The sequence below is a fragment of the Phenylobacterium sp. genome (genome assembly GCF_004799515.1).
GTDB lineage: Bacteria > Pseudomonadota > Alphaproteobacteria > Caulobacterales > Caulobacteraceae > Phenylobacterium.
Window position 1 is genome coordinate 121927 of sequence record NZ_SSMX01000047.1, and the last position, 25642, is coordinate 147568.

Below are 25642 nucleotides of genomic sequence, written 5' to 3' on the forward strand. Positions count from 1 at the left end.
TATCTCTGCTAGGCTTGCCGCATGCAGGCGAGCCGCCTTCTGTCGATCCTTCTGCTGCTGCAGGCGCGCGGGCGGATGAGCGCCCAGGCGCTAGCCGAGGCCTTCGAGGTCTCGGTGCGCACCATCTACCGCGACGTGGACCAGCTCTCAGCCGCCGGCGTGCCGATCTACGCCGAGCGGGGCCGCTCCGGCGGCTTCCAACTGCTCGACGGCTACCGCACCAAGCTGACCGGGATGACGCCGGTGGAAGCCGAGGCCCTGTTCCTCTCGGGCCTGCCGGGGCCGGCGGCGGAGCTGGGCCTGGGCGAGGCCATGGCGGTCGCCCAGCTGAAGCTGCGGGCCGCGCTGCCGGAGCGCCGGGACGCCGTCGGCCGCGTCGCCGCGCGCTTCCACCTCGACCCCGTCGGCTGGTTCCGGGGACCGGAGCGCAGCGAACACCTGCCGGCGCTCGCCGACGCGGTCTGGAACGCGCGCAAGGTCCGCATCCGTTACGAGAGCTGGACCGACGTCGTGGAGCGCGAGCTGGAGCCGCTGGGTTTGGCCCTGAAGGGCGGGACCTGGTACCTGGTCGGCCGGGCGATCGGGGGACGGTCGCGCGAGCCCCGCACCTACCGCGTCTCGGCGATCCAGAGCCTGGAGCCGAGGCCGGACGGTTTCGAACGGCCCGCGGACTTCGACCTCGCCGCCTATTGGGCCGCCTGGGCCAGGGACTTCGAGGCGCGGCTGCAGCAGGGCGAGGCGAAGCTGCGGCTTTCGCCCACCGGCCTGCGCCGGCTGGTGCTGATCGGGCCGGCGGCGGTGGCGATGGCGGCCAGCACGGCCACGGCGCCGGACGCGGACGGTTGGGTCGAGGCGACCATCCCTGTCGAGACCACCTCACTGGACCACGCCGCCGGCGACATCCTGAAGCTGGGCACCGAGGCCGAGGTTCTGGAGCCCGCCGACCTGCGCGCCCACCTGGCCGCGGTCGCCGGCCGGCTCGGCGCCCTCTACGCCTAGGCGGCGCCCGGGACCGGCAGCACCGTCATGACCTCCACCGAGTCCCCCGGAAAGATCGAAAAGTGCGGATGGCCTTCGAACAGCTTCACCGCTTCGTCGTGGGAGTCGGCGCTGACGATCACGTAGCCGGCGATGAAGTTGCGAGCCTCGCCCAGGCCCGCCTTCGACGCCTTCTTGGTTTTGCCGAGCGGGCCGCCGTGGTCGACGATCACCGCGGCGTGGTCGGCCATCCACTTGGTCCAGGCCGCCATGCCCTCAGTCATCTGTTCGGGGGTTGGCGGGCCGGCCGCCGCCCGCGCGTTCGCCTCTTCAGATCCCATGTAGAGCGCCAGGAAATTGGGCATGCGGGCCTCCTTGCCGTCGCCGCGACCCTAGCACGGGCCCGGCGAGCGGGCGAAACACCGCGACATCAAGCGTGTTTTGGCGTCAGCCTCCAACGCATGGCATAGGCCCGCCGCACTTTGGAATGAGGCCCGCATGATCCCGTTCATCGACCTGCAGGCGCAGCGCAAGCGCCTGGGCCAGCCCCTGGAGGACGCGATCCTCAAGGTGGTGCGGTCCGGCGCCTACATCATGGGCCCGGAGATCGCCGAGTTCGAACGCCAGCTCGCCGCCTTCGGCCAGGCGCCCTTCGCGCTCTCCTGCGGCTCGGGCACCGAGGCCCTGGTGCTGCCGCTGATGGCCTGGGGGATCGGCCCGGGCGATGCGGTCTTCTGCCCCTCCTTCACCTTCGCCGCCACCGCCGAGGCCATGCCCCTGGTGGGCGCCTCCCCGGTGTTCGTCGACATCGATCCGGAAACCTACAACCTCGATCCGGAGAGCCTGCAGGCGGCCATCGAGGCGGTGAAGCGCGAGGGCAAGCTGACGCCGCGCGCGGTGATCGCCGTCGACCTGTTCGGCGGCCCGGCCGATTATCCGGCCATCCAACGGGTCTGCAAGAAGCACGGGCTGAAGCTGATCAGCGACAGCGCCCAGGGCTTCGGCTGCACGCTCGGCGGCCAGCACCCGATCCACTGGGCCGACGTCGCCACCACCTCCTTCTTCCCGGCCAAGCCGCTGGGCTGCTACGGCGACGGCGGGGCGGTGCTGTCGAAGGACGAGAAGCTGCACGACCTGCTGGTCAGCCTGCGCGTCCACGGCCAGGCGGTGAAGTCGGACATCGAGGGCAAGACCTTTGAGCACGACCCGAAGTACCTGAACGTCCGCATCGGGATGAACTCGCGGATGGACACCATCCAGGCCGCCGTCCTGATCGAGAAGCTGAAGATCTTCGAGGACGAGATCGCCGCCCGCAACCGCGTCGCCGACCGCTACGCCGCGGGCCTATCCGACCTCGTCAAGACGCCCACGGTGATCGAGGGCGGGGTCAGCGTCTGGGCGCAGTACACGATCGAACTGGACGGCCGCGACAACCTCGCCCCGGCGCTGCGCGAGCAGGGCGTGCCGACCGCGGTCTACTATCCGATCCCGATCCACAGGCAGGGCGTCTATTCGCACTATCCGGTCGCGCCCGGCGGCCTGCCGGTCACCGAGGCCAAGGCCGGTCAGGTGATCAGCCTGCCGATGCACCCCTACCTGACGGAAGACGACCAGGACCAGATCGTCGCCGCCATCCGCGCCTTCGTGAAGAAGAACGCCTAGCTCCAATACGGCTTCACATCCGCCGCATAGGCCAGGCCCTGGGCCAGGCCCGCGCGCGCCGCGCCGGCCCGGCGGGTGAAGTCCATCAAGTTGGCGCCGAAGGCCTCGGCGCTGGCCTCGTCCGGGGTGATGGTCAGCACGACCGAGCCGCCCTCCTTCAGGCTCTCGATCTCCTCGTCGAGCTGAACGGCCATGCGCTCGGCGAAGGCCCCGACCGGCGCGCCGACCCGCACGGCGATCAGCATCACCAGGGTGTGGCCCTGGGCCATGTCGGCGTTGGTGGGCGAGCGCATGCCGCCGTCGATGTAACGCCGCCCGTTCAGCGTCACCGGCGGATAGACCCCCGGCACGCTGCAGCTGGAGGCCACCGCGCGCACCACGCCGACGCCCGAGGCCTTGGTCCACAGGGTGAAGGCGCCGGTCGCGGCGTCCACCGCGGTGCAGGCGAAGTCGCGCTCCGGCCAGGCGTCGTCCGGCTGGCCGGCGAACGAGCGGCCGAAGCTGGCGATGAAGTCGGCCTCGGCCATGGTCGGCGCGGCGAGCGCCCAGGCGCCGATCTCGGCGCGGACCTCGGCGGGGTTGCGCTTGCCGCCCTGCGCCTCGGCCATCAGCCCCATCAGCTTCGACAGGTCCGCCGCCGGCCGGTCGGAATTGGCGGCGCCCGACGCCGACGCGGAGGGCTCCGGCTCGGCCAGGATCGGATCGGCGAGCGTCGCGGCCTCGGCGCCCATCGCCAGGCGCGCACCCACGAAGGACCCCGCCGAGGTGCCCATGGTGAAATCTGCGCGGCCGAGGTCGACGCCTCCCTGGGCCAGGCCCGCGATCAATCCGCTCTCCCAGGCGATGCCTACCGGCCCGCCTCCGCCCAGCACCAGCGCCCGCGTCATGCCCGTCTCCCGCCTGTCCGATCTTGCACCCCCAGGTTGGCCGTGGAATGGGTTGAGTCAAACGGATGTTTGGGAGCCGGCGCGATGAAGGCTGCGGTCTACTATGAGAATGGCGGCCCGGACGTCTTCCGCTACGAGGACGTCCCCGACCCGCAGGTCCACCGCAAGGGGATCGTGATCCGCGTCGAGGCGGTGTCCATTGAGGGCGGCGACACCCTCAACCGCTTCCGTGGCGCGCTGGTCACCAAGCCGCACATCGTGGGCTATCAGGCGGCCGGCGAAGTGGTCGAGGTCGGCGAGGAGGTCGACAACATCAAGGTCGGCGACAAGGTGGTCACCACGGGCGGCTTCGGCAGCCACGCGGAACTGCGCGCCGTGCCCGCCCGCACGGCCTGGGTGATCCCGCCCGGCATGAACGTGCTGGAAGCTTCGGCCATCCCCGTGCCCTTCGGCACCGCCCACGACTGCCTGTTCGAGTTCGGCCGCATGCGGAAGGGCGAGATCGTCCTGGTTCAGGCCGGCGCCTCCGGCGTGGGCGTGGCCGCCATCCAGCTGGCCGCGCGGGCCGGCGCCGCCATGGTGATCGCCACCGCCTCCTCCGACGCGCGGCTGGAGAAACTGAAAGCCTATGGCCTGACCCACGGGATCAACTACCAGCGCGACGAGGTGGCCGGCGAGGTGGCGCGGATCACCGACAAGCACATGGCCGACGTGATCGTCGACCCGGTGGGCGGCCCGACGCTGCAGTCCTCCATAGCCTCGCTGGCCTACCGCGGCCGGGTCTCGATGGTGGGCGCGGCCGGGCGCGAGGCGATGGTCGTGGACGTGGGCTCGATGATGGGCGGCAACCGCTCGCTCAGCGGCGTCTTCCTGGGCGCCGAGATCGCCACCGACCGGGTGCATGACAACATCCAGCAGCTGATCCAGGACGTCGCCGACGGCGCGCTGAAGGTGCTGATCGACCGCACCTTCCCGCTGAAGAACGCCGCCGACGCCCACCGCTACATCGAAAGCCGCCAGGCGGTCGGGCGCGTGTTGCTGATTCCGTAATCCACGGTGTCATCCGGAAGGCGCGGCGCTCGTCCGGGATCCATGAACACCGATCCATCCGACCAATCCTCGAACGCCGACGCTTATGGGTCCCGGTCTCGCTTCGCGAATCGGGACGACACCGAAGAAAAAGGGAGCATGGACCCCATGGGACGTCTCACTGGCCGCACGGCCGTCATCACCGGGGCGGGCAGCGGCATCGGCCGCGCCGCCAGCCTGCTGTTCGCCCGCGAAGGCGCGCGCATGGTCTGCGTCGACCGCGCCAACAGCGTCGCCGAGACCGCCGCGATGATCGGCCAGGCGGGCGGGACGGCGGTGGCCCTGCAGGGCGACGCCGGCGAGGACGGCTTCGTGAAATCCTACATCGACCGCGCCCAGGGCGAGTTCGGCGGGCTGGATATCGTCTGGGCCAACGCCGGCATCTCCGGCGGCTGGACGCCGCTCGCGGAGCAGACCGCCGACTACTGGGCCGAGATCCTGCGGATCAACCTGATCGGCGCCTTCCTGGCCATCAAGCATGCTTCCGCGCCGATGATCGCCGCCGGCCGCGGCTCGCTGATCTGCACGGCCTCGGTGGCGGGCCTCCGCTCCGGCGCCGGCGGGCCGGCCTATTCCGCCTCCAAGGCCGGCGTCATCAGCCTGGTGCAGACCTCAGCCAACGAGTTCTACGGCACGGGCGTGCGGGTCAACGCCATCGCGCCCGGCCTGATCGAGACCGGCATGACCAAGCCGATCTTCGACGCCAGCCGCGCCAAAGGCACCGAGGACAAGATCGGCCAGCTCAACCCGCTGACCCGTTACGGCCTGCCGGACGAGATCGCCCAGGCCGGCCTGTTCCTGGCCTCCGACGAGGCCTCCTACGTCAATGGCCAGACGATTGCGGTCGATGGCGGGCTTTCGACCTCGCACCCGGTGGTGCGGCGCCGGCGATAGCAGGGGCGGCGCGTGATCTACCTCGTCCGGCACGGCCAGACCGAGTTCAACCGTGAACGGCGCATCCAGGGCCATGTGGACAGTCCGCTCACCGCGCTGGGCCTTCGCCAGGCCGAAGCGGTCGGGCGCCTGCTGCGCGATCTGATCGGCGATCCGGCCGGCTGGCGCATCGTCTCCAGCCCGCTCGGCCGCGCGCGGTCCACCGCCGAGATCGTCGCGCGCCATCTGGACGGCCTGCCTGTCGAACTCGACGACCGGCTGAAGGAGATCAGCTGGGGCGCCTTCGACGGCCGGCTGCGCAGCGAGCTGGAGGCCGAGCATCCGGAGACCTTCGGGCGCACCGGCTGGGCCTTCGACGCGGGCTCGGGCGAGACCTACGAGCAGGTGGCCGCGCGCATGGGCGCCTGGCTGGCCGAGCTGCCGCCGGAGCCGGGGCGCCGGGTGATCTGCGTCAGCCATGGCGTTTCCGGCCGCGTGCTGCGGGGCCTCTACGCCAACCTGCCGCGCGACCTGGCCGGCCAGCAAGACGTGCCGCAGGACGCGGTCTTCCAGCTGCGCCACGGCGGCGTCGGCCGCATCGACTGCGAGCCGGTCGCGGAGGACGCGCCGGCTCCGTGACCTGACCTCCAGACCAGGACAACCGACATCCGCTCATCCCCGCTTTCGCGGCATGAGCGATATTGAATACGCGGGCCTAAGCCCCGGCGCGCCGGGTCACCACGATCTCCCGCTCCGGACCCAGCCAGCCGGCGAGCGCCAGCGCGGCCAAGGTTGCGGCCACGCCGAGCGCGAAGCCGCCCAGGGCCGCGGCCGAGACGCCGGCCGGGCCAAGGCTGAGCGGCTTGGGCGCCATCCAATGCACGAGCCCGCCATTCGCCGGCGGGATCGGCTCGGCGGCTTCTTCAGTGTGGTCCAGGACCTCTTCGCTCATTGCAGCCTCCGGCAGGGCCTTTGGCCCCTTGCGCGCTAACCCGCGCACATGGCGGGGGTTCCGATCAAGCCCGCCCAGGGCTAGAAACAGGTCTTAGCCTCGCGAAAGACGCCAGATCTCCCGAAAACTTCGACGGACCTCAAAAGACCGACATGGCCGGACATTCCAAGTTCAAGAACATCATGCACCGCAAGGGCCGCGCCGACTCGGTGCGATCCAAGCTGTTCTCCAAGCTCTCGCGGGAAATCACCGTGGCGGCCAAGGCCGGCCTGCCCGACCCGGCGATGAACGCGCGCCTGCGCCTGGCGGTGGCCAACGCCAAGGCCGAGTCCATGCCCAAGGACAACATCGACCGGGCGATCAAGAAGGCTGCCGGCGGCGACGCGGAGACCTACGAGGAGATCCGCTACGAGGGCTTCGGCCCGGGCGGCGTCGGCGTGATCGTCGAGGTTCTGACCGACAACCGCAACCGCGCCGCGTCCAACGTCCGCTCCACCTTCTCCAAGTATGGCGGCAACCTCGGCGAGACCGGGTCGGTCTCCTTCCTGTGGGACCGGGTGGGCCAGATCACCTATTCGGCCTCGGCCGGTTCTGAGGACAAGGTGATGGAAGCCGCCATCGAGGCCGGCGCCGAGGACGTGGAATCCGACGAGGACGGGCACACCGTCTACACCGCCTTTGGCGATCTTTCCGAGGTGGCCGCCGCCCTGGAGGCTTCCCTGGGCGCCGCCCAGTCCACCGCCATCGCGTGGCGACCCCGGGTCCGTACCCCGATCAGCGGTGAGGCCGCCGCCACTCTGATGAAGCTCCTGGAGATGCTCGACGACGACGACGACGTGCAGAACGTCTACTCGAGCGAGGACATCGACGCCGCCGAGCTGGAGTCCCTGGCCGGCTGATGACCGCGGACGCGACACGCCTCCAGATCCGTTCGGAGCGCCTGTTCAACGGCCTTGTCGTGGGCATTGTGGTCGCCGGCTTCCTGACCCTGGTCGGCGTCGCGGGCTATGGCCTCTACGTGATGGGCCAGAACGTCACCTTCACCCGCTGGGTGTCGCACACCTACGAGGTGGAAGGCGCGATCTCCGACTTCCTGATCCTCGACGAACGCACCGAGACCGCCCGGCGCGGCTATCTGTTGTCGCACGATGAGGTGTTCGCCCAGTCGGCCGCCCGGACCTCGCAGCGGGCGGCGCGCGCCCTGGACCGGATCGGCGCGCTCACGCCCGACAATCCGGCGCAACAGGCCTTTCTGGCCCGGATGCGGCCGCTGTTCGCCCAGCAGCAGCAGGCGGTCATCGTCTCCATGGCCTTCGCCCGCGCCGGCCATTCGGACAGCTCGCAGTTCTATCATGACAGCGGGGTCGAGGCGACGCGGCTGATCCGCCGGCTCGCCGAACAGATGACTGAGGAGGAGACCCGCCTCCTGCGCCTGCGCAATGCGGCCCAGGAGGCCGCCCTCGATCAGCTTCTGTGGATCGCCGTCGCCGGCGGCGTGCTGCTGGTCTTCGTGGCGACCGGCTCGACCCTGGTGATCCTGCGCTACACCCGCCAGCTCAACCGCTCGCAGCGCGAGCTGGCCCAGCTCAACGCCGGCCTGGAAGACCAGGTCGCCACCCGCACCGCCGACCTGCAGCGGGCCAACGAGGAGATCCAGCGCTTCGCCTATATCGTCAGCCACGACCTGCGCTCGCCCCTGGTCAATGTCATGGGCTTCACCAGCGAGCTGGAGGCCGCCGCCAAGCCGCTGGGCGTGCTCCTGGAGCGGGCCGAGGCCGAGGCGCCGCAGATCGTCAGCGAGGACGCCCGCGCCGCGGTCCGCACGGACTTGCCGGAATCCATCGGCTTCATCCGCACCTCCACCCAGAAAATGGACCGGCTGATCAACGCCATCCTGCAGCTGTCGCGCCAGGGCCGGCGCGTGCTGACGCCGGAACCGGTGGACATGGTCCGCGTGGCGCAGGGCATCGCTGACAACCTGAAGCACAGAAGCCAGGAGCTGGGCGCGGAGATCGAGATCGCCCCCGACCTGCCGGTGGTGATCAGCGACCGCTTGGCCCTGGAGCAGATCTTCTCGAACCTGGTGGAGAACGCGCTCAAGTACCTCAAGCCGGGCCGCCCCGGCCGGATCGCGGTCACCGGCCAGCACCAGGGCGGGCGGATGGTCTATGAGGTGCGCGACAACGGCCGCGGCATCGACCCGAAGGACCACGACCGGGTCTTCGACCTGTTCCGCCGCGCCGGCCTGCAGGACCAGCCGGGCGAAGGCATCGGCCTGGCGCATGTGCGGGCGTTGGCCTACCGCCTGGGCGGGACCGTCACCTGCCAGTCCGCCCTTGACCAGGGTGCGACATTCCGCGTTTCTCTCCCCGCCAGGTTGAGTATCCAGGGGTCCGCGTCATGAGTGAGCAGCGACACGTCACGATCGTGATGATCGAGGACGACGACGGCCATGCCCGCCTCATCGAGCGCAACATCCGCCGCGCGGGCATCTCCAACGAGATCCGCCATTTCGCCGACGGCGCCTCGGCCCTGCACTACCTGGAGAACGACAACACCGGCCCGGCGCTGAACGGCCCTGCCCTGGTGCTGCTGGACCTGAACCTGCCGGACATGAGCGGCATCGACATCCTGGCCCGGGTGAAGTCGAACGACCGGCTGAAGCGCACCCCGGTCGTCGTGCTGACCACCACCGACGACAAGGTGGAGATCCAGCGCTGCTACGACCTGGGCTGCAACGTCTACATCACCAAGCCGGTGAATTATGAGAGCTTCGCCGACGCCATCCGCCAGCTCGGCCTCTTCCTGTCGGTGATCCAGGTGCCCGAGGTCGAGGGCAACGGGTGAGCGGAGACCAGCGCCGCGTCCTCTACGTCGACGACGACGAAGGCCTGCGCAGCCTGGTGCGCCGCGCCCTGGAGCGGCGCGGCTACGCGGTGACCCTGGCCGCCACCGGCGAGGAGGGCCTGGCCCGTCTGGACGCCGAGGCCTTCGACGTGGTGGCGCTCGACCACTACATGCCGGGCCAAGGCGGCTTCGAGACCCTCAAGCAGATCCGCGAGCGGCCGGACCCGCCGCCCATCGTCTATGTCACCGGCTCCGACGAGAGCCGGGTCGCGGTCTCCGCGCTGAAGGCCGGCGCCTCGGACTATGTGGTCAAGACCGTCGGCGAGGAGTTCTTCGACCTCCTGGAAAGCGCCATGCTGCAGGCCTTCGCCCAGGTGGAGTTGCGGCGGCGCCACGCCAAGGCCGAGGCGGACCTGGTCACCAGCAACCAGCGGCTCGAGGCCCTGCTGCATGAGGTCAACCACCGGGTGGCCAACAGCCTGCAGCTGGTCTCGGCCTTCGTGCAGATGCAGGCTTCCGCCGTCGAAGGCGTCGCCCGCTCGGCGCTGAAGGACACCCAGCGGCGCATCGAGGCGATCATCCAGGTGCACCGCCGGCTCTACTCCTCCGAGGACGTGGAGTCGGTGGACATGCAGGACTACCTGGCCGCCCTGGTGCGCGAGCTGCAGGACACGCTGTCCTCCGCCGCCGCGCCGCGCCGCCTCAGCCTGGCGGCCGACGAGGTGCGGCTGGAGACCGACAAGGCCGTCTCGGTGGGCGTCATCGTCAACGAGCTGGTCACCAACGCCTGCAAATACGCCTACCGGCGCGGCGAGGCCGGCGAGGTGCGCATCCGCCTGGCCCGCGACGGCCAGGACCTGCTGCTCACCGTCGAGGACGACGGCGCGGGCATGGCCGAGGGCGGGCAGGTGCACGGCACCGGCCTGGGCGGGCGGCTGATCAAGGCCATGGCCTCCAGCCTCAACTCCGAGGTGGTCTACGACCCCGCCCACGCCGGCGTGCGCGCGAGCCTGCGTCTGCCGGCCAGCTAAGCCTCTTGGCTTACCCAGGGTCCTCAGGGCACAGTGACGCCAACCAAGAGGGGGAACACCAGAATGCACCTGAAACTCGCCGCCGCCGCGCTCGCCGGCGCCACGCTTTGCGCCGCCGCGTCGGCCCAGGCCGCCACCGACTATGTGACCGTCCCGCTGGAGGTCACGGTCAACGCTTCGGCCGACGTGGCCTGGAAGAAGATCTCCGGCTTCTGCGACATCGGCGGCTGGATGCACACCACCTGCGAGATCACCTCCGGCAAGGACCATGAGGTCGGCGCGGTGCGCAAGATCGCCAGCCGGGTCGATGAGGTTCTGGTGGCCTCGACCGCCTGGTCCTACAGCTACGCCCAGCCGAAGTCGCCGATCGACTACCACGGCACGGTGGAGATCCGGCCCATCGACAAGGGCCACTCCAAGCTCCTCTACACCCTGGTCTATGACGCGGCCGCCCTGCCGCATCCGGAGAACAAAGACCAGGACATCGCCAACCGCACCAAGCAGTTCACCAACGTGATCAACGTCATGAAGGGCATCGCCGAGGCGAAGTAGGGCTCGCGCCTAGCGGCGGCCCCAGAAGGTCGCGAAGGCGTAGATCGCGACCAGGACCAGGAGGCCGATCACCACGGCGCGGCCCAGCAGCTTGCGCCGGGCGGCCTCGCGGTCCAGCTTCGCAACCTGGGGATTTTCCGGCGGGGCGTCGTCCATGGCGCCGATGAGCCTCGCCGGAGCCGCCGCGTCAAGCGGCGCCGGCGTCAAGAAGAGGATTGCCATGCGTTCGTTGCGGGCTCTGGCTCCGGTTCTGGCCCTGTCGCTGGCGGTGGGAACCGCTGGCGTAACACTGGCGCAGGCCCCTGCGCAGGAGCGCCTCGGCGCCAGCCAGCCCACCGCGGCGGGCGCGGGCCAGGCGAAGGCGCTGTCCTTCGCGGGCGGCCGTATCTTCCAGGCCACCGGCTTCGGCAACACTTTCCTGGTGACCACCAAGGCCGGCGATGTGGTCATCGACACCTCGCTGCCGATGAACGCCCAGCGCCACCACGCCCTGCTGCGCGCCGAGGACAAGGCGCCGATCAAGGACATCATCCTCACCCACAGCCACGGTGACCACACCGGCGGCGTGCCGGTCTGGAAGGAGGCTGGGACCCACGTCATCGGCCAGGCGAACGAGGTGGAGTTCCGCAACTACCAGGAGCGGCTGGCCGGCTTCTTCGCCGTGCGCAACGCCGCCCAGTACAACGCCCCGCCCGGAGCGCTTGGGGGCGGCGCGCGGCCGAACCTGAACCCCGGCGACTACGCCGCCCCGCCGCTGGCCGACGTGCTGTTCGACAAGGAATACAGGTTCAAGCTGGGCGACCTGACCTTCGACTGCCTGGCCATGCCGGGCGAGACCCCGGACATGCTCAACGTCTGGGTCCCGGAGCTGAAGGCGCTCTTCATCGGCGACAACTACTATGCGTCATTCCCCAACATGTACACGTTGCGGGGCACGCCCCCGCGGCCGGCGCTGAACTACGTCGAATCCATCGACAAGGTGCTGGCGCTGAAGCCCGAGATCGTGCTGCCCAGCCACGGCGTCCCCATCGTCGGCGCCGAGAACGTCCGCAAGACGCTGACCCAGTACCGCGACGCCATCCTCTATGTGCACGACGCCACGGTGCGCGGCATGAACGCGGGCCAGGACGTCTACAGCCTGATGAGGTCGGTGAAGCTGCCGCCCGAGCTGGACGTGGGCGAGGGCTACGGCGCGGTCAGCTGGTCGGTGCGCGGCGTCTATGAGGGCTACGCCGGCTGGTTCGACGGGGATCCCGCGACCATGTACGCGACCTCGCCCGGCGAGGCGGCGGCCGAGCTGGTGCGCATCGCCGGCGGGGCCGGCCCTGTCGCCGCCCGCGCCCAGGCGGTGGCCGCCAGCGACCCGGCGCTGGCGCTGCGCCTGACCAGCGCCGCCCTGGCCGTCGAGCCCAGGAACGCCGCGGCGCTGGCCGTGCGCAAGACCGCCCTGGAGGCCCTGCTCAAGGCCTCGAAGAATTCCAACGAGAGCGGCTGGCTGCACGCCGGCCTGGCCCGCGTCGAGGCAGCGCAGAAGTAGGCCGGCCCCCAAGTCGCCCCAGGGAGCCGAGCGCCCGGAACCAAGCTCCACGGCGCGGCTTCATGTCCCAACCTTACATTGGGAGACGCCAAGCCATGAAACACGCCCTTTTCGCCAGCGCCGCCATCCTGGCCGCCCTGTCGCTCGCCGCCTGCAACAAGCCCGCCGGGTCCGCGGCGGACAACGCCAGCTCGACCGCGTCCAACGCCGCCGCCGGCGCGGGCGCCGCGGTCAACAAGGCCGAGGACGCCACGGGTGCGGCGGTCGGCGGCGCCTCGGCGGCCACCACCGGCTCGCACGACACCGCCGCCTTCGTCTCGAACGCCAGCCAGAGCGACATGTACGAGATCCAGGCCGCCCAGATCGCGGAGAAGCGCTCGCATAACCCGCAGATCACAGCCTTCGCCAAGATGATGGTGAAGGACCACACCAAGAGCACAGACCTGATGAAGCCGCTGGTGCAGGCCGCCGGCCAGACGCCCGCCGCCAAGCTGGACGACCGCCGGCAGGGTTTCATCGACCACCTGAACTCGGCCAGCGACGCCGACTTCGACAAGACCTACGTCGACCAGCAGGTGGCCGCCCACAAGGAGGCGCTGAGCCTGATGCAGGGCTACGCCAAGGACGGCTCCGACGCCGGGCTGAAGGGCGGCGCGGCGCAGATCGCGCCCACCGTGCAGATGCACCTGGACAAGATCCAGGGCATCCAGGCCTCGCTGAAGTCCTAAAGGACGTCGCGGCGGGCGACGGGCCGCCTATTCGGCGGTGGCGTCGTCCGCGGTGACCGGGGTCTTCTTGACCGCCGCCTTCTTGGCGCGCGGCTTGGCCGCGGCCTTGGTCTTGGGCTTCGCCGCCGCAGCGGCCGCAGCGGCGGCCGCGCCGCGCAGGAAGCCGGTGTCACCGCGGTCGAGATCGCTGAGCGTCACGCCGCCGGTCTCCACGAAGACGCCCAGATAGGTCATCTTCCCATCGCGGAAGCTGATGTCCTCGGTGGCGACCTTCGGATCGCGCTTCAGCTCAGAGACGTCGCGCAGGGTCATGCGCAGGGTCATGTCCTCGCGGCTGACGCCGTCGGCCTCGGCCTGTTCGATGGCGTGGCGGGCCTCTTCAGCGGCGGTGCCGCGGCGGCGGGGGGTTTTGGGGGCCTGGGATGTAATGATCAGATGTCCGCGAAGAAGCCATGTTCGCCGGTCACCCGTACTTGGCAGGCCCGGCCTTGATCCTGCAGCACCCGCGCGCGTTTGTTGGCGGCGGCCTTGGCCTCCTCCTTCTCGGCGCTGTGGTCGGTGAACACACCCAGGTGTTCGACCGCCCAGCGGCCTTCGTGGCGCGAGACGGTGAGGGTCTCGCGGTCTCCGGCGGCGCGGATGGCCATATAGTCCTGTCCTCGAAAAGCACGGCGGGAGCCGTGAAAGCTGTAGCGTCGACTGACGAATGAAGAGAGTTTTCTATAGGTAAAGCAGCGCTTTGTCTCGCCTTTCCGGTGAAATGTGACAAATTCACTTGTCTGTTGCAGCGAGAGATGCGATGCTTGAGCCATCGAATATCGTTTTGGCTCGCCCGCTCTCCTATCCCCGATCTCACGATCGGGCGCCGGACCCGCCCTCGACCCTTTCCGAAAATTTGATCTCGCCGTCCATCGTGGGCGCGAGAATACTTAAGGCCCGAAAGGGGATACTATTATGGCGACGGGTGTCGTGAAGTGGTTTAACGGCCAAAAAGGCTTTGGTTTCATTCAGCCCGACAATGGCGGTCCGGATGTGTTCGTGCACATCTCGGCGGTCGAACGGGCGAACATGTCTTCGCTGAACGAGGGTCAAAAGATCAGCTACGAGCTGGAAAAGGACCCCCGCAACGGCAAGACGTCCGCCGGCCAGCTGCAAAGCGCCTAAGCGACGTCAGCCGCGCTCCCTCAAGGAGCCGCGTTGAAGCCACGAGGGCCGGCGCCGCGAGGCGCCGGCCCTTTTGCTTGGGCGGATCGGCGGCCGCCACACGGCGGCGTCCCGCTTTCGCTGCAAGCGAAGACCGTGACCCACAAACGCGGCGTCGCCATAAGCTTTGCGGTCTCTCCACAGCCGTAGGGCTTCCGCTTCTCCGCCCGCGGCCTATACGGTCGAGGCCATGCGCATCGCTTCCCTCGCCCTCGCGGCCCTGGCCGCCCTCGCCCTGCCCGCCGCCGCCCAGCCGAAGGCCCCCGACGCCAACCCCATATCGCCCGCCCGCCTCTCCGCCGACGTCAAGGTGCTGGCCGACGCCAGCCTGGCCGGCCGCGCGCCGGGCGGTCCGGGCGAGCCGGGGACGCTGGCCTACATCGAGGCTCAGTTCAAAGCCGCGGGCTTGCAGCCGGCCGGCGAGAACGGGGGCTGGACCCAGGCGGTGCCGCTGATCCGCTTCACCGTCGACCCCGCCCAGACCCGCTTCCAGCTGGAGAGCGGCGGCCAGACCCGCGACCTCGCCGAAACCAAGGACGTCATGGTCTGGTCGCAGCGGCCGGTGGACCGGGTGACGGTGGAGAAGGCGCCCCTGGTCTTCGTGGGCTATGGCGTCACCGCCCCGGAGCGCGGCTGGGACGACTTCAAGGGCGTCGACCTGAAGGGCAAGATCGTCGTCGTCCTGATCAACGATCCCGACTTCGAAGCCGAACCGGGCGAGCCCGTGGCCGGCAAGTTCGGCGGCAAGGCGGCCACCTACTACGGCCGCTGGATCTACAAGTTCGAGGAGGCCGCCCGTAAAGGCGCGTTGGGCTGCCTGATCGTCCACGAGACCGCCGGGGCGGCCTATCCCTGGTCCACCGTGGTGGCCTCCAACGGCGACAGCTACGACGTGGTCCGCCCGGACCCCGAGAAGGTCCATCCCCTGCTGCAGGGCTGGATGCAGCGCGACCTGGCGGTGCGCCTCTTCAAGGACGCCGGCCTCGACTTCGAGGCCGAGAAGGTCCGCGCCCGGACCTTCGGCTTCAGGCCGGTGGAGCTGAAGGGCGCGCACTTCTCCGCCGACTTCCCGATCAAGATTGCAAAGATCATGAGCCACAATGTGCTGGGCCAGATCCCCGGCGCCACGCATCCCAAGGAAAGCGTGATGTTCGCCGCCCACTGGGACGCCTTCGGTCAGGGCCCGCCGGACGCCAGCGGCGACACCATCCGCCACGGGGCCATCGACGACGGCATGGGCATCGCCGGCGTGCTGGAGATCGCCCGCGCCTTCGGCCACGGACCGAAGCCACGGCGCACCGTCGTCTTCGCCGCCTGGACCGCCGAGGAGCGCGGCCTCCTGGGCAGCGAGTTCTACGCCTCCAACCACCCGAAATTCCCGCTGGCCACCACGGCGGCCAATTTCACCATGGACGTGGTGCAGACCGCCGGCCCCAGCCATGACACCGTGCTGGTGGGCGATGGCAAGTCGAGCCTCGACGCCGACCTGGCCCGCGCCGCGGCCGGGCAGGGCCGGCGCATCACCCCCGACCCGCATCCGGAGAAGGCGCTGTTCTACCGCGCCGACCACTTCAGCGTCGCCAAGCGCGGCGTGCCCACCGAGCTGATCATGGGCATGGCCGGCGGCCCCGACCTGGTCGCCGGCGGCCGTGAGGCCGGCGACCGCTGGGTCAACGACTACACCGCCCGCTGCTACCACCAGGTCTGCGACAACTGGAGCGCAGCCTGGGACCTGCGCGGCGCGGCGGACGATATCGCCCTGCTCTACGAGGTCGGCCGCGATCTGGCCAACTCCCGCGCCTGGCCGACCTGGAATCCCGACTCCGAGTTCAAGGCGCTGCGCGACCAGACGGCGGCGCAGCGGAAGTGACCGCGAAGGGTCCGCGCGGCGTCGGCCTGTGCGCAGCCCTGGCGGCCCTCGCCTGCGCCGTGGCCGCCCGCGCCCAACCGCCGACGCCCGCCCCCGCGGGAGCGGCCGGCGCGATCGCGGTGATGACGCGCTTCGCCACGAAGGGCGAGGCCGTCGAGGTCGCGCCGGGCCGCCACATCAACCTGGTGTGCGCCGGCCAGGGGGCGCCGACGGTGATCCTGACGACCGGCGCCGGCGGCTGGTCGATCAACTGGGTGAAGGTCGCCCCGGCCCTCGCCCAGGCGAACCGGGTGTGCAGCTGGGACCGGCCGGGGAACGGCTTCAGCGACGCGAGCCCGCATCCCTTGGACGTCGCCGATGACGAGGCCGACCTCGATACGGTGCTGAAGGTCGCCGGGATCGACGGCCCCCTGGTGCTGGTCGGCGCTTCCATCGGCGGCCTGGAGAGCCTGTTGTTCGCCGACCGCCATCGCGACCGGGTCGCGGGCATGGTGCTGGTCGATCCGTCGTCGCCGGGCGCGCTCGACGCGGACCGCCGCGTCGCGCCGAAGCTGGCGGCCTGGTCGCGCGAGGGCGACCGCAAGGTCTACATCCCCTACGACGCTTGCATCGCCGCCCTCGAGGCCGGGCCGAAGGATCCGACGCCGCAGGCTTGCGCCGCTCTGCGCGCCGGCCTGCCGCCTGGCATCCAGGCCGCACTGAAACCGTGGACGGAGGACCCCGCCTACTGGCGGACCTTCCGGTCCGAACTCGACCAGCGTGAGCGCAATTTCAGGCAAGCGATCAACCCGAAACGGGCCTACGGCGACATGCCGCTGGTGGTGCTCAGCGCCGGCCGGTTCGCGCTGCCCGGCGCGCCGCCCGAGGTGGCGGCGGAGATCCCAGCCCTGATGGCGCAGAAGGTACAGGCGCATCGGGCCCTGGCCCGCCTCTCCTCGCGCGGCGCCTATGTCTTCGTCGCCGACTCCGGCCACGTGATGATGCAGGACAAGCCGCAAGCCATCGTCGACGCGATCAAGCAGGTGGTCGACGAAGCGAAGGTGGCTGGGAACTAGAGTCTCGACACAAAACCTCCCCCGCGAGCGGGGGAGGTTTTTGACGTGCTCGACCATGCTAAGGGCATGGCGTGACCGAAGCCCCACCCGTCGCCGCCGCACCACCAAAGCCCGCCAACCCCCTCGTCGGCCCGGTGATCCTGCTGATCTGGCTGGCGCTGGGCGGCGTCCTCGTCGCCGCGCCCAGCGGGCCGCTGGTCTTCGCCTTCGTCATGGTGGGCTGGATCCTGTCGGTGATGGCCCACGAGTTCAGCCACGCCGCGGTGGCCTGGCTGGGCGGCGACCGGACGGTCACGGAGAAGGGCTATCTCTCTTTCGACCCGCGCCGCTACGGCGACCTGGGCGTCAGCCTGGTGATCCCGCTGCTGGCGCTGTTGATGGGCGGCATCGGCTTCCCGGGCGGGGCCGTCTACATCCGCAACGACCTGATCCGCGGGCCGCTCTGGCGCTCGGCGGCGTCGCTGGCAGGGCCAGCGGCCACCTTCGTGGTCCTGCTGGCCCTGAGCTTCGGCCTCGCCTTCTGGGCCGGCTGGGGCGTCCACGGCGCGGGACCGCTGGCGCTGTTCGAGGCGCTGAGCGTGCTGGCCTTCCTGCAGGCCATGGGGCTGATCCTGAACCTGCTGCCGATCCCCGGCCTGGACGGGTTCGGCGTCATCCGGCCCTTCCTGCCGACGGGGCTCGCCTTCCGCAGCCGGCGCGCCGAGGGCGTGGTGATGCTGATCCTGCTGCTCGCGCTGTTCGTGGTCCCGGGCGTCAGCTCGACCCTGTTCCAGATCGCCGCGCGGCTTGGCCTCTTCCTGGGCCTTGACCTCGACGCCCTGCAGGCCGGCTGGCGGGCGTTCCACTTCTGGCAGCGATAGGCGAGGCCCGCTAAGCTCGGCGCATGATCCTGCGCCGCACCCTCCTCGCCCTCGCCGCCGCCGCCAGCCTCGCCGCCTCCGCCGCTCACGCCCAGGACGCCAAGCCCAACCCGCGGGTGATCATCACCACCGCCGAGGGGACGCTGACGCTGGAGCTGTTCGCCGACAAGGCGCCGGTCACCGTCGCCAACTTCCTGAAGTACGTCGACCGCAAGCTTTACGACGGGGCGACCTTCTACCGGGCGTCCAAGCCCAAGGGCCAGGTCGCCAACGACTACGGCACCATCCAGGGGGGCTTGCAGAACAACCCCAAGAAGGTGCTGCCGCCCATCGCCCATGAAAGCACCCTGAAGACCGGCCTCAAGCACACCGACGGGACCATCTCCATGGGCCGCCACGCACCGGGCACCGCCCAGGCCGACTGGTTCATCTGCATCGGCGACATGCCCTACCTCGACGCCGATCCGAAGGACCCTTCCAACCCGGGCTTCGCAGCCTTCGGGCGGATGATCGACGGCAAGCCCGTGGCTGAGGCCATCCTAGGGCAGCCCACCGACCCCGACGCCGGCGTCGGCGCCATGAAGGGCGAGATGCTGGTCAAGCCGGTGAAGATCGTCTCCATCCGCCGCGCCCCGCCGGCCGACGCCCCAACGGCGGATGGCGCGGCCGCCGCCCCGGCCACGCCCGCCCAAACCCCGAAAGCCTGATCCATGACGCCCGAGTCCCGGCTGCAGGTGGGCGTCGATGTGCCCTGGGTGACCAGCTGGTCGGAGGAGCCGATGACCGGGGTCGCGCCCTGCCCCAGCGTCGACGGCGTGCTGGCCGTGGGCCAGGTGGAGCGCCCGGGCGTCGGCCGCCCGCTCTATTCGCGCAACCACCTCTTCCGCCAGCGCAAGTCGGTGCGCGAGATGCTCTGCCCGATGTGCGGCAAGCCGACGGCCAACGACGACCGCTGGAGCCAGACCGGCCACTGGACCACCGCCGGCGCGGTGAGGGCCAAGAACATGGGCGTCTGGATCCCGCCGGACATGGCCGACAGCCACCGCCTGTTCGATTCGGGCGCGATCGCGCCCCTGCACCGCGCCTGCGCCGACCGCGCGCTGATGTACTGCCCGCATCTGAAGGGCATGGCCGACCGCGAGCTGAAGGCGTTTCCCGACGCCTGGCTGATCGCCACCCTGACCGTCGAGGCCCGCCCACAGGCGGTCTACTCGAACCTGCCGATCCGATCGGTCCCGGCGGTGACCTTCCTGCAGCTGATCGGCGTGCCGGACTACGACGGCTGAAGATTACAAACCGTTCAGAACATTACACAGCGTTTAGGTAATTAATGCGCGGTAACTTTATGAAATCGAGGTCATTACGGAGACTTCACGGGACTTAACTCAGGCATCCAAGTATTCCCTCTTCATCGGCGGCCCGCACCGCCAACCACATTCGAAGAAGGAAACCAAGCCATGAAGACCTCCACCCTGACCTCGCGTTTCGCCGGCGTCGCCACCCTGGCCCTGGCCGTCCTGCCGATCGCCGCCCTGACCACCGCGGCCCACGCCGCCGAGCGGGTCCACGTCGCCGACCTGAACCTGAACGCGCCCAACGGCCACGCCGTGTTCGAACAACGCGTCGACGGCGCCGCCCACCGCTTCTGCCGCATCGAAAAGAACCTGACCACCAAGGCCGCCTGTGAAGCCGGCGTGCGCACCGAGGCCAACGAAAAGGTCTCCGGCGCCGTGATGCTCGCCTCGCGCGTCTAAACGCTCGCTCCGTGCGTACATGGAGTGAGAGGGCCTCCCCCCGGCCCTCCAGCCAGCCCGCCCCAGGCTCCCCGGCCACCTGGCGGGCGTGAGGCCCGCGACCCTCCCCGGCCGCGGGCCTTTTGCTGTCCGGGATACGCCACGCCTAGAGGTGCGAGAGCGTCCCCTCGAAGATCCAGTCGCTGGGCAGGTTGGAGAGCGTCACGTTCTGCAGGATCATCTCGCCGCCGCCGCCCGTCATCTCGACCACGGTGTTGGCGCCCACCTGGCTGAGGGTGAACTGGGTGCCGGGGTCCAACTCCACCCGGTCGCCCTTGGCGTAGTCGAAGTTGGTGATCAGGTCTTCGCCGATGTTCTGGGAGCCGTGGAACAGCTCCGCGCCGGTTCCGCCCGTCTCGGTGTCGTTGCCCAGGTCTCCGGAGATGTAGTCGTTGCCGGGGCCGCCGACGATCACGTCGTCGCCCTGGCCGCCGCGCAGGACGTTGGCCTCGGTCCCCGCGTGCAGGGTGTCGTTGCCAAGGTTGCCCAGCACGATGTCCTGGAAGCCTCCGCCGCCCACCAGCGAATCGTCGCCCTGGCCGCCCACCACCCAATTGGAGCCCGAGCCCCCGTGGATGGTGTCGTCGCCCATGTTGCCGTTCATGTCGCTGAAGCCGGAGCTTCCGGTGATGATGTCGTCGCCCTGGCCGCCGCGCAGCACGTTGTGGCCGGAACCGGCGGTGATGGTGTCGTTCCCGGCGCCGCCCACCAGGCTGTCGTCGCCGCCCGTGCCGGTCAGCACCATGCCGGCTCCCGGCGGCGTGACCTGGCCGCCGGTCTGGGCGATCGACACGGTGTAGGAGCCGGCATAGCCGTCCACGAAGGCCCCGGCGTCCACGTAGTAGGTCGAGCTCTGGGTCGCCGTGTAGACGATCCGCGAGTCGGGGTCGGTGCCGTCGGTGATGTCGTCGTTGGAGGCGACCACGTTGCCGCTGGCGTCGTGCAGCTCCAGGAACGGGTCGGCCAGGGTGCCTCCGTGGCCCGTCGCGCCGATCTCGTTGATGGTGTAGGTGTCGCCCGCCTGCAACTGAACGGCGAACCAGTCGTGGTCGCCCGCCTCCTGCAGGGCGGCGGAAATCGAGCCGCCGATGGCGAGATGGCCCATGGGAGCGGAGGTGTCGGTCAGGCTTGAGGCGTAGTCGTCTGGCGCGGGCGTGAACGGGCCCGAGGAATTGGTCGGGTTCCAGCCCAGGATGTCCAGCACCTGCAGGTCGGTGGCCGAGACGGTGCCCGGCGAGCCCGGTCCGCCGGGGCCGAAGGAGTCGCCCACGGTGTGGTCCCAGTCGCCCAGGTCCTGGCCGTCGAACTGGCCCGTCGTGCTCACCGAGTTGTGGAAGGCGAGGTTGGAGACGTCGTTGGAGTCGAGGCCGAAGAAGGTCGTCACCCCGTCAGACCCGCCGGTGTAGTCGCGCACGCCGCTGGCCGTGAAGCGGAACAGGTCCAGCGTGTTCCACCGGGTCTCGGCGACCCCCAGGCTGGAGATGCGCCCAAACACGCCCTCGGTGAGCTCGTGGTCGATGGCCCCGATGGCGTCCTGGCCGAAGGTCCAATTCAGGTCGCTGTTCAGGGTGACGACGTCGTCGATGGCATTGCCCTGCGCCTTCAGGCCCAGCATCACCGCCTGGGCTTGCGGGATGTCGAAGCCGACGCCGCCGGACGGATCGCTGGCCGGCAGGCCGTTCACCGCGATGTCGTCGTTGGCCGTCGTGGCGTGGGAGCGCAGCTCGCTCACCAGCGTCTGGTAGCTGAGGTTCACTTCCGAGAAGTTGTTCTCGGCGCTGTCGGCCTGGCCCAGCGACGAGAACTGGAAGTCCACGCTCACGGTGAGCTGGTTGGTGAACTGGCTCTGCAGGAAGTTCTCGGCGGCGATCGCCGCGGCGCGGTAGGCCGGGGTGACGCCGTCCTCGTAGTAATTGATGAACGTCAGGCCGCTGCCGGCGAGGGTGACGGCTTCCGTGGGCAGAGTCATCGGTACTCTCTTGTCACTACGTCCCCTGCGCAGAAGGGCGGCGAAGCTCGGACCTTGTCAATCGGTTGTACTCGGCCAAGCTGCAACTTTCCCCCCGCGTAACCCCGGCGCCAGGGCGTCGGACGGGTTTCGGCGGCGCGGATTTCGACTAGAGCTGGAGCCATGACCGCCCATCCCCTCGACCGTCCGGTCTGGAGCGCCCTCACCAACCGCCAGGCCGACCTGGCCCTGGGCGACACCCACGCCCTGCGGATGGACCCCGATTACGGCTTGTTCGCCGCCGCCGCCGACCGCACGCGGCAGAGTCTGGCGGCGTTGGGGGCGCTCACGCCCGCGAGCGGCGCCCTGGCCCTGGTGGAGGCCGACCGGCCCCCTCGGGTCCCCGGAACCCGCTGCGAACTGCGTTACATCTGGCAGATGACCGCTGAGGCCTTGAGGCCCCACGCCGCGTCCCGGCCGGACTTCGAGATCGTCCCGCTGACCGAGGACGATGCGCCGCAGATGCTGGCGCTGGCCACCCTCACCGAACCTGGGCCGTTCTTCAGCCGCACGCATCGCCTGGGGGACTTCATCGGGGTGAAGGCGCGCGGCCAGCTGCTGGCGATGGCCGGCGAGCGGATGAAGCCCGTCGGCTTCACCGAGATCAGCGGCGTCTGCACCCATCCCAATCACCGCGGCTACGGCTATGCAGCGGCGCTGACCTATCTGGCGACCCAACGGGTCCTCGAGCGGGGAGAGCAGCCCTTCCTGCACGTCTACGCGCACAACAAGGCCGCCATTGCCCTCTATGAAGCGCTGGGCTTTTCCCTGCGCCGCGAGATGGCGATGGCGGTGCTGACGCGGGCCTGAAGCGGCCCGCGCCAAGACAGCCCTGTGAAGACGTCAGGCCCTAGAACGGCACCCAGACGCCGCCGCGATAGTAGCCGCGGCCTTCGTGATAGTCGCGCCAGTGGTGATGGTCGTCCCAGTGCTGGTGGAAGTACCAGTCGTCGGGATGCACCACGACGCCCAGGTTCGGAGCGTAGTTGTAGTGCTCGTGCGCATGCCAGCAATCGCCGTCGCGGTTGCAGACGACATCGGCCGAGGCCGGCAGGGCGGAAAGAGCGAGGGCGGCGGCGGCGCCCGCCGCGGCCAGTCCAATAAGAAGGGGCTTCATGGGGCCTCCTGTTTAAAGGTTGAACAGCCCCCCAACGACTCGCCCGCAAACGTGGTTCCGCCGCGAACCGGCCTCAGGGATTCATCCGCCAGGGCGATCGGTCGGCCCATGTGGCGATCGCCGCCGTCGCCCAGGCCGTGGTCTTGTCCGTGTGGCAGACATTGCAGGCGTTGGGGACGCCCAGCTTGTCCGTCTGCGCCGGCGGGACGAAGCGGAAGGTGTGGCTGGCGACGTTCACCTTGGCCACCGTCTGCTCGATCTTCGGCATGTGGCAGGCCACGCACTGGTCGCCCGCGCTGCCCGCCGCGTGGTGGGTGTGCGCCTCGATGGACGCCGCGCGCGGACCGTTGCGGCCGTTCGGGCTGTGGCAGGTCAGGCAGACCTCGCTCGCCGGCTTCTTCAGCATGGCTTCGTTCTGCGTGCCGTGCGGATCGTGGCAGGAGAAACAGGTGACGCCCCGCGCGTACATCAGGCTCTGGATGAAGTCGTTGCCCTGCATCCGGTTCTTGTGCGCCGTGCCATCCGGGTAGTGGGTGAAGGTCAGCTCACCCAGCTTGTGGTCCTCCAGCTTCCAGAAATCCGACAGCTTCAGCCCGGCCTGATAGCCCACCGGCCAGTCGTAGTACTTGCCGGCGATCGGGTTGCCGAGCGGCTGGCCCTGGGAGTGGCAGCGGATGCAGGTGTCGTTGGCGCTGACGTAGTCCTGCCGCCCCGGATTGACGACATTGGCCGCCGCCGGATGCGCCGCATGCGCGCTGCCCGGCCCGTGGCAGGCCTCGCAGCCGACGTTCCATTCCGCCACCGCCTGGGTCTTGATGTCGTAGTTGACGGAGTGGCAGCCGTCGCACAGCGGCCCGGTCGGCCGCCCGGAGTTGTCGCCCTTCGGGTCCGGATAGAACTTCGCCCACCAGTCGCCGCCCACGTCGGGCACGTGGTAGGGCAACCAGGTCTTGTTGGTGACGTCCCACTGGATCGGATAGGGGAAGTAGTCCTTGCCCACCTTGTGGAAGTAGCGCTGCTTCCAGCCGCTGCCGTAGACGAAGGCGATGTCCTTGGCGGTGAAGGTGACGAGCGCGTTGGGCTTGCTGAGGTCCGGGATGATCGCGTCCGGATGTTCCTTCGGGTCGCGCACCACATTGGCCATGCGGGTCTTTGACCAGCGGGCGTAGATCTCCTGGTGGCAGGTCCCGCAAGTGGCCGAGCCGACGTAGTGGGCCTCCGAGACCGCCGCCTTCGGGGGCGCAGCCTGGGCGGCGGAGCGGCCCGGCGCGAGGGCGGCGCCGGCGATGACGCTCGCCAGCAGAAAGGCCACGGCCAGGCCCACGTACGGGACGGAACCAGTCCTCACGACGTCTCCTCGAAGGGCCCAGCGCCCTTAGACCTCGGCCTGGCCGCCGGAGTCCAGCTCCGGTGTTGACCTTAGGTCAATTCGCGCCCGCCGGCTTGGCCAAGGCGTCGACGAAGCGGCGGTTCAGCGCCGCCAGCCGCGCCCGGTCCGCCGGGTCCCAGCCGGCCAGCGCCTTGGACAAGAGCCGCCGCCGCGCCGCGGTGATCGCCTGGACCGCCGCCTCGCCCGCCGCCGTCAGGTGGGCCGTCCGCACCCGCCGGTCGCCCTCGCCGCCATGGCGGGCGATCAGGCCCAGGCCTTCCAGCTTGGCGAGCTGGCGGCTGAGGGTGGTGTGGTCGCGCCCGACCTGGTCGGCGAGGCCGGCGACGCTCAACGGCCCGCGCGCGCCCAGCCGCACCAGCAGCGGGAACAGCGCCCGGTCCAGGCTGACGCCCGCCTCCCGCAACAGCACCTCGTCGCGGCGAGGACTGTTCAGGAAGCTCATCAGCTCGACCAGGGCGGCGGCCAGGGCGTCGATGTCCCCTAATCCGTTGCGTGTATCATGCACTCTTTACACCGATCCGCTTCAGGCCCATAAAACGTGCATGATACACTCAACCGAAGTGCTCGTCATCGCCGGAAGCGTCCGCGCGCGGCGCATCGCCCCGCAGGTGGCCGCCTGGGTGGCCGAGGTCGGCCGCGCGGCCACGTCCGCCGCCCAACCCATCGCGCTGGAGGTGGTCGACCTGAAGGACTGGCCGCTGCCCCTCGACGACGAGCCGGGGGTCCCGGCCGGCGGCCACTATGAGCACGAGCACACCCGCGCCTGGAGCCGCAAGGTCGCCGCCGCCCAGGCCTTCGTCTTCGTGACGCCGCAGTACAACTGGGGCTATCCCGCCGCGCTCAAGAACGCACTCGATCACCTCTATGCGGAGTGGGCCGGTAAGCCCGCGATGATCGTCACCTACGGCGGTCACGGCGGCGACCGCTGCTCCGAACAGCTGCTGCAGGTCTGCCAGGGCCTGCACATGGCGCCCCTCGCGACCCGGCCCCGGATGAAGCTCCCGCGCACGCACATCGAGGCCAACGCGGGCGAGATCGACCCCGCCAAGGAATTCGCCGACCACCTGGACGAACTCACCCAGGCCTTCGCCGAACTGGCCGCGGCGCTGGCGGCCGGTCCGCGGCAGTAGACCGCCGCGGCATGGGAATTTGCCGCGCCCCCGCGAACGTTCGGTGTTAGCGTCGCCGCCTGGCGCTGGCGCCGGGGGAG

Annotated in this window: 31 protein-coding genes; 21 read left to right on the forward strand and 10 right to left on the reverse strand. The window is 69.8% G+C overall.

All coding sequences use genetic code 11. The annotated features are described in order from the left end of the window. Nucleotides 1–21 precede the first annotated feature (21 nt). The gene (locus tag E8A49_RS19055) at nt 22–999 is read left to right on the forward strand and encodes a WYL domain-containing protein (RefSeq protein WP_293385305.1); all 978 of its coding nucleotides are present in this window, start codon (nt 22–24) and stop codon (nt 997–999) included. Here E8A49_RS19055 and E8A49_RS19060 read toward each other — a convergent pair. Further along, on the reverse strand, nt 996–1343 hold the full coding sequence (locus E8A49_RS19060; protein WP_293385307.1) for a hypothetical protein: 348 nt from the start codon (nt 1341–1343) through the stop codon (nt 996–998). The genes E8A49_RS19055 and E8A49_RS19060 overlap by 4 nt on opposite strands. A 133-nt stretch (nt 1344–1476) precedes the next feature. On the opposite strand from E8A49_RS19060, the gene E8A49_RS19065 reads away from it, so the two are divergent. Continuing rightward, nucleotides 1477–2640 carry a DegT/DnrJ/EryC1/StrS aminotransferase family protein gene (locus E8A49_RS19065; RefSeq protein ID WP_293385310.1) on the forward strand — a complete coding sequence of 388 codons (1164 nt, stop codon included), beginning with the start codon at nt 1477–1479 and terminating at the stop codon, nt 2638–2640. Here the strand turns inward: E8A49_RS19065 and E8A49_RS19070 are convergent. Continuing rightward, nucleotides 2637–3527, reverse strand: a complete 891-nt coding sequence (locus E8A49_RS19070; RefSeq protein WP_293385313.1) for a patatin-like phospholipase family protein — start codon at nt 3525–3527, stop codon at nt 2637–2639. The genes E8A49_RS19065 and E8A49_RS19070 overlap by 4 nt on opposite strands. Before the next feature lie 84 nt (nt 3528–3611). On the opposite strand from E8A49_RS19070, the gene E8A49_RS19075 reads away from it, so the two are divergent. From E8A49_RS19075 to E8A49_RS19085, 3 genes are all read left to right on the forward strand, one after another. Then, nucleotides 3612–4577, forward strand: coding sequence for a zinc-binding alcohol dehydrogenase family protein (locus E8A49_RS19075; protein ID WP_293385316.1), 966 nt, complete (start codon nt 3612–3614; stop codon nt 4575–4577). Nucleotides 4578–4724: 147 nt separating this feature from the next. Then, on the forward strand, nt 4725–5510 hold the full coding sequence (locus E8A49_RS19080) for an SDR family NAD(P)-dependent oxidoreductase (RefSeq protein ID WP_293385319.1): 786 nt from the start codon (nt 4725–4727) through the stop codon (nt 5508–5510). A 12-nt stretch (nt 5511–5522) separates the two neighbouring features. Continuing rightward, the gene (locus E8A49_RS19085; protein ID WP_293385322.1) at nt 5523–6128 is read left to right on the forward strand and encodes a histidine phosphatase family protein; all 606 of its coding nucleotides are present in this window, start codon (nt 5523–5525) and stop codon (nt 6126–6128) included. A gap of 76 nt (nt 6129–6204) precedes the next feature. On the opposite strand, the gene E8A49_RS19090 is transcribed toward E8A49_RS19085, so the two are convergent. Further along, nucleotides 6205–6441, reverse strand: coding sequence for a hypothetical protein (locus E8A49_RS19090; protein ID WP_293385325.1), 237 nt, complete (start codon nt 6439–6441; stop codon nt 6205–6207). Between the two features lie 152 nt (nt 6442–6593). On the opposite strand from E8A49_RS19090, the gene E8A49_RS19095 reads away from it, so the two are divergent. The 5 genes from E8A49_RS19095 (at nt 6594) to E8A49_RS19115 (ending at nt 10871) form a co-directional block, all read left to right on the forward strand. Beyond that, nucleotides 6594–7340 carry a YebC/PmpR family DNA-binding transcriptional regulator gene (locus E8A49_RS19095; RefSeq protein WP_293385328.1) on the forward strand — a complete coding sequence of 249 codons (747 nt, stop codon included), beginning with the start codon at nt 6594–6596 and terminating at the stop codon, nt 7338–7340. After that, a complete protein-coding gene (locus E8A49_RS19100) occupies nt 7340–8845 on the forward strand; it encodes an ATP-binding protein (protein ID WP_293385330.1) in 1506 nt (501 codons plus the stop codon). Before E8A49_RS19095 ends, E8A49_RS19100 begins: the two co-directional genes overlap by 1 nt. Then, nucleotides 8842–9288: a response regulator gene (locus tag E8A49_RS19105; protein WP_293385332.1), complete on the forward strand. Its 447-nt coding sequence runs from the start codon at nt 8842–8844 to the stop codon at nt 9286–9288. Before E8A49_RS19100 ends, E8A49_RS19105 begins: the two co-directional genes overlap by 4 nt. Beyond that, the gene (locus E8A49_RS19110; RefSeq protein ID WP_293385334.1) at nt 9285–10319 is read left to right on the forward strand and encodes a response regulator; all 1035 of its coding nucleotides are present in this window, start codon (nt 9285–9287) and stop codon (nt 10317–10319) included. The genes E8A49_RS19105 and E8A49_RS19110 overlap by 4 nt, the downstream gene beginning before the upstream one ends. A 63-nt stretch (nt 10320–10382) precedes the next feature. Next, the gene (locus E8A49_RS19115) at nt 10383–10871 is read left to right on the forward strand and encodes an SRPBCC family protein (protein WP_293385336.1); all 489 of its coding nucleotides are present in this window, start codon (nt 10383–10385) and stop codon (nt 10869–10871) included. Nucleotides 10872–10880: 9 nt separating this feature from the next. Here E8A49_RS19115 and E8A49_RS19120 read toward each other — a convergent pair whose 3' ends face one another. Continuing rightward, a complete protein-coding gene (locus E8A49_RS19120) occupies nt 10881–11093 on the reverse strand; it encodes a hypothetical protein (RefSeq protein WP_293385339.1) in 213 nt (70 codons plus the stop codon). On the opposite strand from E8A49_RS19120, the gene E8A49_RS19125 reads away from it, so the two are divergent. Next, a complete protein-coding gene (locus E8A49_RS19125; protein WP_293385342.1) occupies nt 11092–12408 on the forward strand; it encodes an alkyl sulfatase dimerization domain-containing protein in 1317 nt (438 codons plus the stop codon). The two genes, E8A49_RS19120 and E8A49_RS19125, sit on opposite strands and share 2 nt — an antisense overlap. A gap of 95 nt (nt 12409–12503) precedes the next feature. Next, on the forward strand, nt 12504–13136 hold the full coding sequence (locus E8A49_RS19130; RefSeq protein WP_293385345.1) for a DUF4142 domain-containing protein: 633 nt from the start codon (nt 12504–12506) through the stop codon (nt 13134–13136). A gap of 27 nt (nt 13137–13163) precedes the next feature. Here E8A49_RS19130 and E8A49_RS19135 read toward each other — a convergent pair whose 3' ends face one another. Together E8A49_RS19135 and E8A49_RS19140 are read right to left on the reverse strand one after the other, a co-directional pair. Continuing rightward, complete coding sequence (locus E8A49_RS19135) at nt 13164–13460, reverse strand: hypothetical protein (RefSeq protein WP_293385348.1); 297 nt, start codon at nt 13458–13460, stop codon at nt 13164–13166. A 107-nt stretch (nt 13461–13567) separates the two neighbouring features. Then, on the reverse strand, nt 13568–13783 hold the full coding sequence (locus E8A49_RS19140) for a hypothetical protein (RefSeq protein ID WP_293385351.1): 216 nt from the start codon (nt 13781–13783) through the stop codon (nt 13568–13570). 307 nt (nt 13784–14090) lie between these two features. On the opposite strand from E8A49_RS19140, the gene E8A49_RS19145 reads away from it, so the two are divergent. From E8A49_RS19145 to E8A49_RS19175, 7 genes are all read left to right on the forward strand, one after another. Continuing rightward, complete coding sequence (locus tag E8A49_RS19145; protein ID WP_293385354.1) at nt 14091–14300, forward strand: cold-shock protein; 210 nt, start codon at nt 14091–14093, stop codon at nt 14298–14300. A 229-nt stretch (nt 14301–14529) separates the two neighbouring features. Continuing rightward, complete coding sequence (locus E8A49_RS19150) at nt 14530–16209, forward strand: M28 family metallopeptidase (RefSeq protein ID WP_293385357.1); 1680 nt, start codon at nt 14530–14532, stop codon at nt 16207–16209. Then, nucleotides 16206–17264 (forward strand): alpha/beta hydrolase, encoded by a 1059-nt coding sequence (locus tag E8A49_RS19155; RefSeq protein WP_293385360.1) that lies wholly within the window; start codon nt 16206–16208, stop codon nt 17262–17264. Before E8A49_RS19150 ends, E8A49_RS19155 begins: the two co-directional genes overlap by 4 nt. Before the next feature lie 71 nt (nt 17265–17335). Further along, nucleotides 17336–18124, forward strand: coding sequence for a site-2 protease family protein (locus tag E8A49_RS19160; RefSeq protein ID WP_293385363.1), 789 nt, complete (start codon nt 17336–17338; stop codon nt 18122–18124). Between the two features lie 23 nt (nt 18125–18147). Next, nucleotides 18148–18831: a peptidylprolyl isomerase gene (locus tag E8A49_RS19165; protein ID WP_293385366.1), complete on the forward strand. Its 684-nt coding sequence runs from the start codon at nt 18148–18150 to the stop codon at nt 18829–18831. A 3-nt stretch (nt 18832–18834) separates the two neighbouring features. Then, nucleotides 18835–19410: a hypothetical protein gene (locus tag E8A49_RS19170; protein ID WP_293385369.1), complete on the forward strand. Its 576-nt coding sequence runs from the start codon at nt 18835–18837 to the stop codon at nt 19408–19410. Nucleotides 19411–19581: 171 nt separating this feature from the next. After that, nucleotides 19582–19878, forward strand: coding sequence for a UrcA family protein (locus tag E8A49_RS19175; RefSeq protein ID WP_293385372.1), 297 nt, complete (start codon nt 19582–19584; stop codon nt 19876–19878). Between the two features lie 145 nt (nt 19879–20023). Here the strand turns inward: E8A49_RS19175 and E8A49_RS19180 are convergent, their stop codons facing one another. Then, nucleotides 20024–21886 (reverse strand): NF038122 family metalloprotease, encoded by a 1863-nt coding sequence (locus E8A49_RS19180; RefSeq protein ID WP_293385375.1) that lies wholly within the window; start codon nt 21884–21886, stop codon nt 20024–20026. Between the two features lie 162 nt (nt 21887–22048). Here E8A49_RS19180 and E8A49_RS19185 point away from each other — a divergent pair, with 162 nt between their 5' ends. Further along, a complete protein-coding gene (locus tag E8A49_RS19185; protein ID WP_293385378.1) occupies nt 22049–22735 on the forward strand; it encodes a GNAT family N-acetyltransferase in 687 nt (228 codons plus the stop codon). Between the two features lie 40 nt (nt 22736–22775). Here E8A49_RS19185 and E8A49_RS19190 read toward each other — a convergent pair whose 3' ends face one another. The 3 genes from E8A49_RS19190 to E8A49_RS19200 form a co-directional block, all read right to left on the reverse strand. Further along, on the reverse strand, nt 22776–23042 hold the full coding sequence (locus tag E8A49_RS19190; protein WP_293385380.1) for a hypothetical protein: 267 nt from the start codon (nt 23040–23042) through the stop codon (nt 22776–22778). 73 nt (nt 23043–23115) lie between these two features. Next, complete coding sequence (locus tag E8A49_RS19195) at nt 23116–24390, reverse strand: cytochrome c3 family protein (RefSeq protein WP_293385383.1); 1275 nt, start codon at nt 24388–24390, stop codon at nt 23116–23118. A 76-nt stretch (nt 24391–24466) separates the two neighbouring features. Further along, the gene (locus E8A49_RS19200; protein WP_293385385.1) at nt 24467–24937 is read right to left on the reverse strand and encodes a MarR family transcriptional regulator; all 471 of its coding nucleotides are present in this window, start codon (nt 24935–24937) and stop codon (nt 24467–24469) included. Nucleotides 24938–24974: 37 nt separating this feature from the next. On the opposite strand from E8A49_RS19200, the gene E8A49_RS19205 reads away from it, so the two are divergent. Next, nucleotides 24975–25562: an NAD(P)H-dependent oxidoreductase gene (locus tag E8A49_RS19205; RefSeq protein WP_293385388.1), complete on the forward strand. Its 588-nt coding sequence runs from the start codon at nt 24975–24977 to the stop codon at nt 25560–25562. Nucleotides 25563–25642 lie beyond the last annotated feature (80 nt).

Coding starts and splice junctions, on each gene's coding strand:
- E8A49_RS19095 (WP_293385328.1), top strand. CDS start 6,594: ATGGCCGGACATTCCAAGTTCAAGAACATCATGCACCGCAAGGGCCGC.
- E8A49_RS19190 (WP_293385380.1), bottom strand. CDS start 23,042: ATGAAGCCCCTTCTTATTGGACTGGCCGCGGCGGGCGCCGCCGCCGCC.
- E8A49_RS19180 (WP_293385375.1), bottom strand. CDS start 21,886: ATGACTCTGCCCACGGAAGCCGTCACCCTCGCCGGCAGCGGCCTGACG.
- E8A49_RS19070 (WP_293385313.1), bottom strand. CDS start 3,527: ATGACGCGGGCGCTGGTGCTGGGCGGAGGCGGGCCGGTAGGCATCGCC.
- E8A49_RS19145 (WP_293385354.1), top strand. CDS start 14,091: ATGGCGACGGGTGTCGTGAAGTGGTTTAACGGCCAAAAAGGCTTTGGT.
- E8A49_RS19090 (WP_293385325.1), bottom strand. CDS start 6,441: ATGAGCGAAGAGGTCCTGGACCACACTGAAGAAGCCGCCGAGCCGATC.
- E8A49_RS19140 (WP_293385351.1), bottom strand. CDS start 13,783: ATGGCCATCCGCGCCGCCGGAGACCGCGAGACCCTCACCGTCTCGCGC.
- E8A49_RS19080 (WP_293385319.1), top strand. CDS start 4,725: ATGGGACGTCTCACTGGCCGCACGGCCGTCATCACCGGGGCGGGCAGC.
- E8A49_RS19055 (WP_293385305.1), top strand. CDS start 22: ATGCAGGCGAGCCGCCTTCTGTCGATCCTTCTGCTGCTGCAGGCGCGC.
- E8A49_RS19135 (WP_293385348.1), bottom strand. CDS start 13,460: ATGACCCTGCGCATGACCCTGCGCGACGTCTCTGAGCTGAAGCGCGAT.
- E8A49_RS19170 (WP_293385369.1), top strand. CDS start 18,835: ATGACGCCCGAGTCCCGGCTGCAGGTGGGCGTCGATGTGCCCTGGGTG.
- E8A49_RS19130 (WP_293385345.1), top strand. CDS start 12,504: ATGAAACACGCCCTTTTCGCCAGCGCCGCCATCCTGGCCGCCCTGTCG.
- E8A49_RS19185 (WP_293385378.1), top strand. CDS start 22,049: ATGACCGCCCATCCCCTCGACCGTCCGGTCTGGAGCGCCCTCACCAAC.
- E8A49_RS19115 (WP_293385336.1), top strand. CDS start 10,383: ATGCACCTGAAACTCGCCGCCGCCGCGCTCGCCGGCGCCACGCTTTGC.
- E8A49_RS19205 (WP_293385388.1), top strand. CDS start 24,975: ATGATACACTCAACCGAAGTGCTCGTCATCGCCGGAAGCGTCCGCGCG.
- E8A49_RS19165 (WP_293385366.1), top strand. CDS start 18,148: ATGATCCTGCGCCGCACCCTCCTCGCCCTCGCCGCCGCCGCCAGCCTC.
- E8A49_RS19175 (WP_293385372.1), top strand. CDS start 19,582: ATGAAGACCTCCACCCTGACCTCGCGTTTCGCCGGCGTCGCCACCCTG.
- E8A49_RS19075 (WP_293385316.1), top strand. CDS start 3,612: ATGAAGGCTGCGGTCTACTATGAGAATGGCGGCCCGGACGTCTTCCGC.
- E8A49_RS19065 (WP_293385310.1), top strand. CDS start 1,477: ATGATCCCGTTCATCGACCTGCAGGCGCAGCGCAAGCGCCTGGGCCAG.
- E8A49_RS19100 (WP_293385330.1), top strand. CDS start 7,340: ATGACCGCGGACGCGACACGCCTCCAGATCCGTTCGGAGCGCCTGTTC.
- E8A49_RS19125 (WP_293385342.1), top strand. CDS start 11,092: ATGCGTTCGTTGCGGGCTCTGGCTCCGGTTCTGGCCCTGTCGCTGGCG.
- E8A49_RS19060 (WP_293385307.1), bottom strand. CDS start 1,343: ATGCCCAATTTCCTGGCGCTCTACATGGGATCTGAAGAGGCGAACGCG.
- E8A49_RS19150 (WP_293385357.1), top strand. CDS start 14,530: ATGCGCATCGCTTCCCTCGCCCTCGCGGCCCTGGCCGCCCTCGCCCTG.
- E8A49_RS19120 (WP_293385339.1), bottom strand. CDS start 11,093: ATGGCAATCCTCTTCTTGACGCCGGCGCCGCTTGACGCGGCGGCTCCG.
- E8A49_RS19105 (WP_293385332.1), top strand. CDS start 8,842: ATGAGTGAGCAGCGACACGTCACGATCGTGATGATCGAGGACGACGAC.